We start from the raw sequence: 11,612 nt of genomic DNA, 5'->3' as shown, positions 1-11,612 counted from the left end.
CAGGGTCTTGCGCATCCGGTATTATGGTATACCATCATACGCACAGACACTTTCCACCCTGAAATGGAGCAGCTCATGAGTTTCGAAATCCGCAAGATCGTCAGCTATGTCGAAGAAACCTTTATTGAAGGCGGCAAGGCCACCGATACGCCTGTGACCATGGTCGGCCTGGCCGTGGTAATGAAGAACCCGTGGCTGGGCAACGGTTTCGTTGAAGACCTGAAGCCGCAGATCCGCGCTAACTGCTCCGATCTCGGCGCGCTGATGGTTGAACGTCTGGTGGGCATCATCGGCGGAGCCGAGAAGATTGAAGCTTATGGCAAAGCCGCCGTGGTCGGTGCCGATGGCGAAATCGAACACGCTTCAGCCGTCATCCATACCCTGCGCTTTGGTAACCACTACCGCGAAGCCGTGAAAGCCAAGAGCTACCTGAGCTTCACTAACAAGCGCGGCGGCCCGGGCACTTCCATTCAGATCCCGATGATGCACAAGGACGATGAAGGCCTGCGTTCGCACTACATCACCCTGGAAATGCAGATCGAAGACGCCCCGCGTGCCGACGAAATCGTCGTGGTACTCGGTTGCGCCGACGGCGGCCGCCTGCACCCGCGCATCGGTAACCGTTACATCGATCTGGAAGAGCTGGCGGCCGAGAAAGCCCAATAAGCCCGGCCGGGATAACGACAACAAAAAGGTATGCAGGAGCGCTCCATGATTCGGCTCACCGCTGAACGCACCCCGGCTGGAACCAGTTACCTGGCGACCGGCCAAGGCCAGCCCGTGGTCTTGATCCACGGCGTGGGCCTGAATAAAGAAATGTGGGGCGGCCAGATTGTTGGCCTGGCCACTCAATACCGCGTCATCGCCTATGACATGCTCGGGCATGGCGCCAGTCCGCGCCCCAAAAGCGGTACGCCGCTGCTCGGTTATGCCGACCAATTGCTGGAGTTGCTCGATCATCTGCAATTGCCTAAAGCGGCGGTGATCGGCTTTTCCATGGGCGGGTTGGTGGCGCGGGCCTTTGCCCTGCATTACCCGCAACGCTTGCAAAGCCTGGTGGTGCTCAACAGCGTGTTCAATCGCAGCGCCGAACAACGCGCCGGGGTCATCGCCCGCACCGCACAAGCGGCGGAGCACGGGCCGGACGCCAACGCCGAAGCCGCGTTGTCGCGCTGGTTCAGCCGTGAATACCAGGCAGCCAATCCGGCACAGATTGCCGCGATTCGCCAAACGTTGGCCGGCAATGATCCCCAGGGTTATTTGACCACCTATGAACTGTTTGCGACCCAAGACATGTACCGCGCAGACGATCTGGCCAGCATTCAGGTGCCGGCGCTGATCGCCACCGGCGAACTGGACCCGGGCTCGACCCCGGAAATGGCACAGCAACTGGCCGAGCGCATTCCCGGCGCGACGGTTGCCGTACTCGCCGAGCAGCGGCATATGATGCCCGTAGAATCGCCGCGCCTGGTCAACCAGCTGTTGCTGGAATTTCTCGCCAAAGCGCACTCCCGACAAAACCAAATAAAGGGGATCGTTGCATGACACTCGCACGCTTCCAGATGTGCATCGGCGGTGAATGGGTTGATGCCCTCTCCGGCAAGACCTTTGAAAGCCTGAACCCGGCCCTGGCCGAACCTTGGGCTGAACTGCCTGATGCCGACGAAGCCGACGTCGAGCGCGCCGTACAGGCTGCGCAGAGCGCTTTTGACAGCCCGGCCTGGCGTGGCCTGACCGCCACCGCTCGCGGCAAATTGCTGCGGCGTCTGGGCGATCTGATCGCCGAAAACAAGGAACAACTGGCCCAGCTGGAAAGCCGCGACAACGGCAAGCTGATCCGAGAAACCCGTGGTCAGGTCGGTTATCTGCCAGAGTTCTTCCACTACACCGCAGGCCTGGCCGACAAGCTCGAAGGCGGCACCCTGCCCCTCGACAAGCCGGACCTGTTTGCCTACACCGTGCACGAAGCCATGGGCGTGGTCGCGGCGATCATCCCTTGGAACAGCCCGCTGTACCTGACCGCAATCAAGCTTGCGCCGGCGTTGGCGGCGGGCAACACCATCGTGATCAAGCCCTCCGAGCATGCCTCGGCGACCATTCTCGAACTGGCACGACTGGCGCTGGAAGCCGGGATTCCGCCGGGAGTGGTCAACGTCGTGACCGGTTACGGCCCGAGCACCGGCGCGGCCCTGACCCGTCATCCGCTAATCCGCAAAATCGCCTTCACGGGCGGTGCAGCGACGGCGCGGCATGTGGTGCGCAGCAGCGCCGAGAACTTCGCCAAATTGTCGCTGGAACTGGGCGGCAAGTCGCCGAACATCATCTTCGCCGACGCCGACCTCGACAGCGCGATCAACGGCGCCATTGCCGGGATCTACGCCGCCTCCGGTCAGAGCTGTGTGTCCGGTTCACGCCTCTTGGTGCAGGACGAAATCTACGACGAGTTCGTAGATCGCCTGGTGGAACGCGCCCAGCGCATCCGCATAGGCAACCCCCAGGAAGACAGCAGTGAAATGGGCCCGATGGCCACGGCGCAGCAACTGGCAGTGGTTGAAGGTCTGGTCGCTGATGCGATTGCCGAAGGCGCGCGCCTGCGCCTGGGTGGCAAGCGTCCGCAGAACTTGGGCGACGGCTGGTTCTACGAACCGACGCTGTTCGAGTGCGACCGCAACTCGATGAAGATCATGCAAGAAGAAGTGTTCGGCCCGGTGGCTTCGGTCATCCGTTTCAAGGACGAAGCCGAAGCGCTGGCGATCGCCAACGACTCGCAGTTCGGCCTCGCCGCCGGCATCTGGACCCGGGATCTGGGCCGCGCCCATCGTCTGGCCCGCGACGTGCGATCCGGAATCATCTGGGTCAACACCTACCGTGCGGTTTCGGCCATGGCGCCGATCGGCGGGTTCAAGAACAGCGGCTATGGACGCGAAAGCGGCATCGATTCGGTGCTGGCCTACACCGAGCTGAAAACGGTGTGGATCAACCTTTCCCAGGCACCGATGCCTGATCCGTTTGTGATGCGCTAGGAGTCCTGAGAAATGATCGAACCCGGCATTTACAAAGACGTCATGAGCTCGTTCCCGTCCGGCGTCACGATTGTGACAACGCTGGACCCGAGCGGCGGCATCGTCGGCATCACCGCCAGCGCCTTCAGTGCACTGTCGATTGATCCGGCACTGGTGCTGTTCTGCCCCAACTATGCCTCTGACACCTACCCGGTGCTGCGCGACAGCAAGCAGTTCGCGATTCATTTGCTGTCCGCCGACCAGACTGCCGAAGCTTATGCCTTTGCCGGTAAGGGCAAGGACAAGGCCAACGGCATCGACTGGCACCTGAGTGAACTCGGCAACCCGCTGCTGGCCAAGGCCACGGCGATCATCGAATGCGAACTGTGGCGCGAATACGACGGCGGCGATCACGCCATCATCGTCGGCGCGGTGAAGAACCTGATTCTCCCCGCGCAGCCCGTCACGCCAATGATCTACCACAAAGGCAAATTGGGCCCGTTGCCCACTTTGGCCTGACAGGCCTCCTGCAGGAGCTGCCGCAGGCTGCGATCTTTTGATGTTGCCCTTTTTAGAATCAAAAGATCGCAGCCTCGTTGCACTCGACAGCTCCTACACAGTTCCTACAGGGGTTTCGGTGAGTGAGAGGAAGATGATGAGCAATGAGAAATACGAAAAAGGCTTGAAGATCCGCACCCAAGTACTGGGCGAAGCCTATGTGAATCGCTCGATGGAAAACGCCGACGAATTCACCCGCCCCCTGCAGGAAATGGTCACCGAATATTGCTGGGGTCACGTCTGGGGCCGCGAGGGCTTGTCGCTCAAAGAGCGCAGCATGATCAACCTGGCGATGATCTCGGCCCTCAACCGGCCGCACGAACTCAAGCTGCATGTACGCGGTGCCTTGCGTAACGGCCTGAGTCGTGAGCAAATACGCGAAATTCTGCTTCAGGTCGGCATATATTGCGGTGTTCCCGCTGCCGTGGACAGTTTCCGGCTTGCCCGTGAAGCCTTCGCCGAAGCCGATGCCGAGGCCTCCAGTTAACCCTCGGCTGTTTGATCTCAACGGGCACGCACGATGCCCGTTCTGCATGGACAGCCACATTAAGAGCGGACCCCATGAAACGCCTGCCACTCGACGACAGCTTCAAGGTCAATCGCAACCCCGTTACCCTGCGCGAAATCGTGCTGGATAAACTGCGAAGCGCCATCATGAATTTCCAACTGATGCCGGGCGACCGTCTGGTGGAACGCGATCTATGCGATCGCCTGGGCGTCAGCCGTACCTCCGTGCGCGAAGCGTTGCGCCATCTGGAATCCGAAGGCCTGGTGGAATTCGCCGACGCCAAGGGCCCACGGGTGGCGATTATCACCCTGGCCGATGCCGTCGATATCTATGAACTGCGGTGCGTGCTCGAAGGCCTGATCGTCCAGCTGTTCACCTTGCGTGCCAAGGCCAAGGACATCAAGGCCCTGGAAAAAGCGCTGGAAGAAAACCGCCAAGCCTTGAAAGAAGGCGAACTGCAACAAGTCATCGACTCCGTGCAAGGCTTCTACGACGTATTGCTCATAGGCTCCGGCAACCATGTCGCCGCCACCCAATTGCGCCAGTTGCAGGCGCGCATCAGCTACTTGCGTGCGACTTCGGTGTCCCAGGAAAACCGTCGCGGTGCCAGTAACCAGGAAATGGAACGCATGGTCGAGGCGATCAAGAGCGGTGATCCCCTGGCCGCTCACCAGGCTTGCGTCGACCACGTCCGCGCTGCCGCCGCCGTTGCCCTCGATTACCTCAAGCGCAAGCAGGAAGAGACCGGAACAATCCCCGAGATCACCCAGCCCATCGCACTGAAAGAACCACGCATAGGACGTTGATCATGTTCAGCCCGAGCTTTTGTCCAAAGTGTGGCAGCAATGATCTCAAGTCACAGCTGCCGCCGGGCGATACGCACGAGCGCCTGATGTGCCGCGGCTGCGGCTACATCCACTACATCAATCCGAAAATCATTGCCGGCTGCATCATCGAGCAGGACGGCAAGTACCTGTTGTGCCAACGCGCAATCCCGCCACGTCCCGGCACCTGGACGCTGCCGGCAGGTTTCATGGAAGCTGGCGAAACCACCGAGCAGGCAGCGTTGCGCGAAGTCTGGGAAGAAAGCGGCGTACGCGCGGAAATTCTCTCGCCCTACTCGATCTTCAGCGTGCCGAAGATCAGCGAGGTGTACATCATCTTCCGAGCCATTGCGCTGGAGATCACCGGGCAGTTCGGCCCGGAAACCCTCGACTACAAGTTCTTCGCACCCGAGGACATTCCCTGGGACAGCATCTATTACCCGGCAATCCGGCAAATCCTCGAACGCTACATCGAGGAACGCCAGGCCGGGGTCTACGGCATCTACATCGGCAACGATGATAGGGGCAAGATTCACTTCATCCGCTGACGGCCCCAACACAATTCATGTAGGAGCTGCCGAAGGCTGCGCCTACATTCGTCCGTCTGTAGAACGTTGTAGGAACGTTTGTCAGACCGGTGCCACGCCTTCGACGATGATCACCTCGGCCCGGGCCACGCCTTCTCGATGCCCCCTCGCCTCCTGATAAAGATCTGACCGATAACAGGCCAGCGCCTGTTCGTAGGAATCGAATTCAATCACCACGCTGCGTTGCGGTGTCACGCGCCCTTCCAGTGCTTCGGTGCGCCCGCCACGCGCCAGAATCCGCCCGCCGTATTGAGCAAACGCCTTCGGCGCCCGCTGGGTGTATTGGCTGTATTGATCGGGGTCGGTGATGTCCACGTGTGCAATCCAGTACGCCTTCATAGTGACCTCTTTGCTTATTTTGTATTATGGTATACCACAATATAAATCCATCAAACACCGAGACTCCTTACATGGCCTTCAACAGCATCGAAGAAATTATCGAAGACTACCGCCAAGGCAAGATGGTGCTCCTGGTTGACGACGAAGACCGGGAAAACGAAGGCGACCTGTTGCTGGCCGCCGACCGCTGCACGGCCCAGGACATCAGCTTCATGGCCCGGGAAGCGCGTGGGTTGATCTGCCTGACTTTGACCGATGACCACTGCCAGCGCCTGGGCCTTGAGCAAATGGTGCCGAGTAATGGCAGTGTATTCAGTACCGCGTTCACTGTGTCGATCGAAGCGGCCATCGGCGTGACCACCGGTATCTCCGCCGCCGACCGGGCCCGCACCGTGGCAGCCGCCGTCGCCCCTGATGCTGGCCCCGCCGACATCGTGCAACCCGGCCACATCTTCCCCTTGCGTGCCCGCGAAGGCGGCGTGCTGACCCGCGCCGGCCATACCGAGGCCGGTTGCGACCTGGCACGCCTGGCCGGTTTCACCCCGGCCTCGGTGATCGTCGAAGTCATGAATGATGACGGCACCATGGCCCGTCGCCCGGACCTGGAAGTGTTTGCGCGCAGGCACGGAATCAAGATCGGCACCATCGCCGACCTGATTCACTATCGACTGAGCACGGAACATACCGTGGTGCGCATCGGCGAACGTGAACTGCCGACCGTGCATGGCACCTTTCGTCTGATCACCTTTGAGGATCGCATCGAAGGCGGTGTCCACATGGCAATGGTCATGGGCGAATTGCGCCGCGAAGAAGCGACGCTGGTGCGCGTGCATGTGATCGACCCGTTGCGCGATCTGGTTGGCGCCGAATACAGCGGTCCGTCCAATTGGACATTGTGGGCAGCGTTGCAACGAGTGGCCGAAGAAGGACGCGGCGTGGTTGTGGTGCTGGCCAATCACGAATCTTCTCAGGCGCTGCTTGAGCGGGTACCGCAATTGACCCAGCCGCCACGGCAGTTCAGCCGTTCGCAATCGCGGATCTATTCGGAAGTCGGCACCGGTGCGCAGATCCTGCAAAACCTTGGCGTTGGCAAGTTGCGGCATTTGGGTCCGCCGCTGAAATACGCGGGGTTGACCGGGTACGACCTGGAGGTGGTGGAAAGTATTCCATTCACAGGATGATCTTGAGCCTCCTTCAAATTCGGGGCTTGCCTGTGGCGAGGGAGCTTGCTCCCGTTGGGCTGCGTAGCAGCCCTTTTTAGGGCCGCTCCGCGACCCAGCGGGAGCAAGCTCCCTCGTCACTGTCATGCTCCCTTGAGCAGCAAAATATTCGTTTTCGGCAGATAGCCGGTAAGGCAAAGTGCTTGCACAATGTTTGGAATACCATAATATGATATTCCATAGACCGGACAGTCACAGCGACTCGATGGACCTGTTGCTCCCGATAGGCGGGCACTGAAAGCCCCGCTCATAAACACAACAATGAGGGCGTGAAAATGGTGTTGAACAAACGTGCAACCGCGGTTCTTTTTGCGGGACTGCTGAGTGTGACCAGCCAGGCGTTGATGGCGGCCGAAAGCGTCAACTTCGTTAGTTGGGGCGGTAGCACTCAGGATGCGCAGAAGCAGGCCTGGGCCGACCCGTTCAGCAAGGCCAGCGGCATCACCGTGGTCCAGGATGGCCCTACCGACTACGGCAAACTCAAGGCCATGGTCGAAAGCGGCAACGTGCAGTGGGACGTGGTCGACGTAGAAGCCGATTTCGCCTTGCGCGCCGCCTCCGAAGGTCTGCTAGAACCCCTCGATTTCAAAGTGATTGAGCGCGACAAGATCGACCCGCGCTTCGTCTCCGATCACGGCGTCGGCTCGTTCTTCTTCTCCTTCGTCCTCGGCTATAACGAAGGCAAGCTAGGCGCCGCCAAGCCACAGGACTGGTCGGCACTGTTCGACACCAAGACCTACCCCGGCAAACGCGCGCTCTACAAATGGCCAAGCCCTGGCGTGCTGGAACTGGCGTTGCTGGCCGATGGCGTAGCCGCCGACAAGCTCTATCCGCTGGACCTGGATCGCGCCTTCAAGAAACTCGACACCATCAAGAAAGACATCGTCTGGTGGGGCGGCGGCGCGCAATCGCAACAGTTGCTGGCCTCTGGCGAAGTGAGCATGGGTCAGTTCTGGAACGGCCGGATTCACGCGCTGCAAGAAGACGGCGCTCCCGTCGGCGTAAGCTGGAAACAGAACCTGGTCATGGCCGACATCCTGGTCATTCCAAAGGGCTCGAAAAACAAGGACGCGGCGATGAAGTTCCTGGCCAACGCCAGCAGCGCCAAAGGACAGGCCGACTTCTCCAACCTGACCGCCTACGCCCCGGTCAACGTCGACAGCGTGGCGCGCCTGGACTCGGTGCTCGCCCCTAATTTGCCGACTGCTTACGCTAAGGATCAGATCACTCTTGATTTCGCGTACTGGGCCAAGAACGGTCCGGCCATCGCGACACGGTGGAACGAATGGCTGGTCAAATGAAAATGATGGCAACCGCGTCTCGCCCATCCACGCCAGTCGGGGGCGCCACTGGCGCTGCCGGCAAGGCGGCTGCGATGACCCAATCACCGACCCTGGCGCAACGCTGGCGCGGATCGAGCAACCTGATCCCCGCCCTGTTGTTCCTCGGCCTGTTCTTTCTGGCGCCGTTGATTGGCCTGCTGTTGCGCGGCGTGCTTGAACCCGTGCCGGGCCTGGGCAACTACGAGCAGTTGTTCGCCAACTCGGCGTATGCACGTGTCTTGCTTAACACCTTTTCAGTGGCGGGCCTGGTGACGATATTCAGCCTGCTACTGGGCTTTCCATTGGCTTGGGCGATCACCCTGGTGCCGCGTGGCTGGGGTCGCTGGATTCTCAGCATCGTGCTGTTGTCGATGTGGACCAGCCTCCTGGCGCGCACTTATTCATGGCTGGTGCTGCTGCAAGCCTCGGGGGTGATCAACAAGGCACTGATGGCGATGGGCATCATCGATCAACCGCTGGAGATGGTGCACAACCTGACCGGCGTGGTGATCGGCATGAGCTACATCATGATCCCGTTCATTGTGCTGCCGTTGCAGGCGACCATGCAGGCGATCGACCCGATGATCCTGCAGGCCGGTTCGATCTGCGGTGCCAGCCCGTGGACTAACTTCTTCCGGGTGTTCCTGCCGCTGTGCCGGCCGGGGCTGTTTTCCGGTGGCTTGATGGTGTTCGTGATGTCCCTCGGTTACTACGTCACCCCGGCCCTGCTGGGCGGCGCGCAGAACATGATGCTGCCCGAATTCATCATTCAGCAGGTGCAGTCGTTCCTCAACTGGGGCCTGGCCAGCGCCGGTGCCGCGTTGCTGATCGTGATTACGCTGGTGCTGTTCTACTTCTACCTGAAGCTTCAGCCGGAATCCCCGGTTGGCGCCAGCAACGCGAGGTAAGCCGTCATGCTCCTGACCCCCAATGCCATGAGCCGCCGGATGCGCTTTGGCCTTTACACAACCACCGGATTGATCGGGCTGTTTCTGCTGCTGCCGATTGTGTTCATCGTGCTGCTGTCGTTCGGATCGTCGCAATGGCTGGTGTTCCCGCCACCGGGCTGGACGCTGAAATGGTACGTGCAGTTTTTCTCCAACGCCGACTGGATGAACGCGGCCATGGCCAGCCTCAAGGTCGCGGTGCTGACCACGTTCTTCGCCGTGGCGCTGGGCCTGCCGACTGCTTTCGCCCTGGTACGTGGCCGCTTTCCCGGCCGGGAGATGCTCTACGGCCTGTTCACCCTGCCGATGATCGTGCCGCTGGTGATCATTGCCGTAGCGGTGTACGCGCTGTTTCTCAAACTGGGCTACACCGGGACGATGTTCGCGTTCGTGGTCAGCCACGTCATCGTTGCGCTGCCATTCACCATCATCTCGATCATCAACTCACTGAAGCTGTTCGACCAGTCGATTGAGGATGCGGCGGTGATCTGCGGGGCCTCGCGCCTGCAGGCGGTGTTCAAGGTGACTTTTCCAGCGATTCGTCCGGGCATGGTGGCCGGCGCCCTCTTCGCTTTCCTTGTCTCGTGGGATGAGGTGGTACTGAGCGTGATGATGGCCAGCCCGACCCTGCAAACCCTTCCCGTGAAAATGTGGACCACCCTGCGCCAGGACCTGACGCCTGTGATCGCCGTCGCTTCGACGCTGCTGATCGGCCTCTCGGTATTGGTCATGGTGATCGCCGCCGCGCTGCGCCGGCGCAACGAAATCAGCGCTTGAGCGCCAGGAGTACGACATGAGTGCAGTGATCAAAGATTCCGCGCAGCAAAATGACCAACCACTGGTAAGCCTGCGCAACCTGAACAAGTACTACGGCGACTTTGCCGCCGTGGACAACATCTCGCTGGACATCAAGGACGGTGAATTCCTCACGTTCCTCGGCTCCAGCGGCTCCGGAAAAAGCACCACCCTGTCGATGCTCGCCGGCTTCGAAACCCCGAGCAGCGGCGAGATCCTGGTCAACGGTCAGTCGCTGGTCAACGTGCCGCCGCACAAACGCGACATCGGCATGGTGTTCCAGCGTTACTCGCTGTTCCCGCATCTGTCGGTGCGCGACAACATCGCCTTCCCCTTGGCGATTCGCAAACTGGCTACCGCCGAACGCGAGCGCCGGGTCGATGCGATGCTCAAACTGGTGCAACTCGAACAATTCGCCCATCGCCGCCCTTCGCAACTCTCCGGCGGCCAGCAACAGCGTGTTGCCATCGCACGGGCGTTGGTCTACGAGCCACGCATTCTGCTGATGGACGAACCGCTCGGCGCACTGGACAAAAAACTGCGTGAAGATTTGCAGGACGAACTGCGTCAACTGCATCGGCGCCTGGGCATCACCATTGTCTACGTGACCCACGATCAGGAAGAAGCCATGCGCCTGTCCCAGCGCATTGCGATCTTCAGCCACGGCAAGATTGTTGGCCTGGGCAGTGGCTATGACCTGTATCAGAACCCGCCGAATGCCTTTGTCGCGTCGTTCCTCGGTAACTCGAATTTCCTCAAGCTGAAGGCCCAGGGCAATGCGGTGGCTACGTTTGAAGGGCAGTCGTTGTCGATTCGCCTGACCGCCGGCCTGCAAACCAATCAGGATGTGCTGCTGATGGTACGGCCGGAAAAGGCTGTGGCCCTGAGTGTTCAACAGGCCGTGGAACAACCGCTGGCTGCGGGCTGGAACGAAGTCTCGGCCAAGGTAGTGGAGGTGTTGTTCCTGGGTGAAAGCCAGACTTGCAGCGTGGTGACTTCGGGCGGGACGTCGATGACGGTCAAGGCGTTGTCTGCGGCCGGTATGCCGCTGAAGGCGGGTGATCCGGTGCAGGTTCGCTGGGCTACTGCAGATGCCTGTGTTTATACCGAATGGGCGGAGAGCGATTTGAACAAGGCTGCTGGGGCGCATTGATTTTTTAGAGGCCCATTCCAGTGGACTGATCGTTAAGTGTCACCCTCGGGTCGCCGCAACGTCGGGTTGCGGTGGCCCTTTTTTTTGCTCCTCATTTGTGTGAGTGATCACGGACATTGTGGGAGTGGAGTGACTGAAAAAGCCAAGGCACAGCAACGGCAAGATCAAAAGATCGCAGCCTTCGGCAGGCTCCTACATGGGCCCGTGCAAAAATCCATGTACCAGCTGCCGACAAAGCCAAGGCATAGCAACAGCAAGATCAAAAGATCGCAGCCTTCGGCAGGCTCCTACATGGGCCCGTGCAAAAATCCATGTAGGAGCTGCCGACAAAGCCAAGGCATAGCAACAGCAAGATCA

General features: G+C 60.2%; 13 protein-coding genes. 12 read left to right on the top strand and 1 reads right to left on the bottom strand.

Features of this window, described 5'->3' with window-relative positions; translation table 11 throughout:
* Positions 1–75: 75 nt before the first annotated feature.
* From KUF73_RS04160 to KUF73_RS04130, 7 genes are all read left to right on the top strand, one after another.
* Positions 76–666, top strand: a complete 591-nt coding sequence (locus KUF73_RS04160) for an amino acid synthesis family protein (protein WP_218436761.1) — start codon at positions 76–78, stop codon at positions 664–666.
* A gap of 45 nt (positions 667–711) precedes the next feature.
* Positions 712–1,545, top strand: a complete 834-nt coding sequence (locus tag KUF73_RS04155) for an alpha/beta fold hydrolase (RefSeq protein WP_218436760.1) — start codon at positions 712–714, stop codon at positions 1,543–1,545.
* Positions 1,542–3,023 (top strand): aldehyde dehydrogenase, encoded by a 1,482-nt coding sequence (locus tag KUF73_RS04150; RefSeq protein ID WP_218436759.1) that lies wholly within the window; start codon positions 1,542–1,544, stop codon positions 3,021–3,023. Before KUF73_RS04155 ends, KUF73_RS04150 begins: the two co-directional genes overlap by 4 nt.
* 12 nt (positions 3,024–3,035) lie before the next feature.
* A complete protein-coding gene (locus KUF73_RS04145; protein WP_218436758.1) occupies positions 3,036–3,521 on the top strand; it encodes a flavin reductase family protein in 486 nt (161 codons plus the stop codon).
* A gap of 136 nt (positions 3,522–3,657) precedes the next feature.
* Positions 3,658–4,047, top strand: coding sequence for a carboxymuconolactone decarboxylase family protein (locus KUF73_RS04140; protein ID WP_218436757.1), 390 nt, complete (start codon positions 3,658–3,660; stop codon positions 4,045–4,047).
* A 74-nt stretch (positions 4,048–4,121) separates the two neighbouring features.
* A complete protein-coding gene (locus KUF73_RS04135) occupies positions 4,122–4,874 on the top strand; it encodes a GntR family transcriptional regulator (RefSeq protein ID WP_218436756.1) in 753 nt (250 codons plus the stop codon).
* A 2-nt stretch (positions 4,875–4,876) separates the two neighbouring features.
* Positions 4,877–5,440, top strand: coding sequence for an NUDIX hydrolase (locus tag KUF73_RS04130; protein ID WP_218436755.1), 564 nt, complete (start codon positions 4,877–4,879; stop codon positions 5,438–5,440).
* Positions 5,441–5,521: 81 nt separating this feature from the next.
* Here the strand turns inward: KUF73_RS04130 and KUF73_RS04125 are convergent, their stop codons facing one another.
* On the bottom strand, positions 5,522–5,818 hold the full coding sequence (locus tag KUF73_RS04125) for a DUF1330 domain-containing protein (protein WP_218436754.1): 297 nt from the start codon (positions 5,816–5,818) through the stop codon (positions 5,522–5,524).
* A gap of 71 nt (positions 5,819–5,889) precedes the next feature.
* Between KUF73_RS04125 and ribBA the strand changes: the two genes are divergently transcribed.
* From ribBA to KUF73_RS04100, 5 genes are all read left to right on the top strand, one after another.
* Positions 5,890–6,999 carry a bifunctional 3,4-dihydroxy-2-butanone-4-phosphate synthase/GTP cyclohydrolase II gene (gene ribBA / locus KUF73_RS04120; RefSeq protein ID WP_218436753.1) on the top strand — a complete coding sequence of 370 codons (1,110 nt, stop codon included), beginning with the start codon at positions 5,890–5,892 and terminating at the stop codon, positions 6,997–6,999.
* 314 nt (positions 7,000–7,313) lie between these two features.
* Positions 7,314–8,339 (top strand): ABC transporter substrate-binding protein, encoded by a 1,026-nt coding sequence (locus KUF73_RS04115; protein ID WP_218436752.1) that lies wholly within the window; start codon positions 7,314–7,316, stop codon positions 8,337–8,339.
* Positions 8,336–9,268, top strand: coding sequence for an ABC transporter permease (locus tag KUF73_RS04110; RefSeq protein WP_218436751.1), 933 nt, complete (start codon positions 8,336–8,338; stop codon positions 9,266–9,268). The genes KUF73_RS04115 and KUF73_RS04110 overlap by 4 nt, the downstream gene beginning before the upstream one ends.
* Positions 9,269–9,274: 6 nt before the next feature.
* Complete coding sequence (locus tag KUF73_RS04105; RefSeq protein WP_218436750.1) at positions 9,275–10,084, top strand: ABC transporter permease; 810 nt, start codon at positions 9,275–9,277, stop codon at positions 10,082–10,084.
* Between the two features lie 16 nt (positions 10,085–10,100).
* A complete protein-coding gene (locus KUF73_RS04100) occupies positions 10,101–11,255 on the top strand; it encodes an ABC transporter ATP-binding protein (protein WP_218436749.1) in 1,155 nt (384 codons plus the stop codon).
* The last annotated feature ends 357 nt before the right edge of the window (positions 11,256–11,612 follow it).

This window comes from Pseudomonas sp. PD9R (assembly GCF_019200975.1).
Lineage (GTDB): Bacteria > Pseudomonadota > Gammaproteobacteria > Pseudomonadales > Pseudomonadaceae > Aquipseudomonas.
Note: the sequence above shows the minus strand (reverse complement) of the source record. Positions and strands in the feature narration are given on the sequence as shown.

What these genes read in the sequence shown, in the direction of transcription:
- ribBA (WP_218436753.1), top strand. Translation starts at nt 5,890, where the DNA reads ATGGCCTTCAACAGCATCGAAGAAATTATCGAAGACTACCGCCAAGGC.
- KUF73_RS04115 (WP_218436752.1), top strand. Translation starts at nt 7,314, where the DNA reads ATGGTGTTGAACAAACGTGCAACCGCGGTTCTTTTTGCGGGACTGCTG.
- KUF73_RS04130 (WP_218436755.1), top strand. Translation starts at nt 4,877, where the DNA reads ATGTTCAGCCCGAGCTTTTGTCCAAAGTGTGGCAGCAATGATCTCAAG.
- KUF73_RS04155 (WP_218436760.1), top strand. Translation starts at nt 712, where the DNA reads ATGATTCGGCTCACCGCTGAACGCACCCCGGCTGGAACCAGTTACCTG.
- KUF73_RS04160 (WP_218436761.1), top strand. Translation starts at nt 76, where the DNA reads ATGAGTTTCGAAATCCGCAAGATCGTCAGCTATGTCGAAGAAACCTTT.
- KUF73_RS04100 (WP_218436749.1), top strand. Translation starts at nt 10,101, where the DNA reads ATGAGTGCAGTGATCAAAGATTCCGCGCAGCAAAATGACCAACCACTG.
- KUF73_RS04145 (WP_218436758.1), top strand. Translation starts at nt 3,036, where the DNA reads ATGATCGAACCCGGCATTTACAAAGACGTCATGAGCTCGTTCCCGTCC.
- KUF73_RS04150 (WP_218436759.1), top strand. Translation starts at nt 1,542, where the DNA reads ATGACACTCGCACGCTTCCAGATGTGCATCGGCGGTGAATGGGTTGAT.
- KUF73_RS04125 (WP_218436754.1), bottom strand. Translation starts at nt 5,818, where the DNA reads ATGAAGGCGTACTGGATTGCACACGTGGACATCACCGACCCCGATCAA.
- KUF73_RS04110 (WP_218436751.1), top strand. Translation starts at nt 8,336, where the DNA reads ATGAAAATGATGGCAACCGCGTCTCGCCCATCCACGCCAGTCGGGGGC.
- KUF73_RS04135 (WP_218436756.1), top strand. Translation starts at nt 4,122, where the DNA reads ATGAAACGCCTGCCACTCGACGACAGCTTCAAGGTCAATCGCAACCCC.
- KUF73_RS04105 (WP_218436750.1), top strand. Translation starts at nt 9,275, where the DNA reads ATGCTCCTGACCCCCAATGCCATGAGCCGCCGGATGCGCTTTGGCCTT.
- KUF73_RS04140 (WP_218436757.1), top strand. Translation starts at nt 3,658, where the DNA reads ATGAGCAATGAGAAATACGAAAAAGGCTTGAAGATCCGCACCCAAGTA.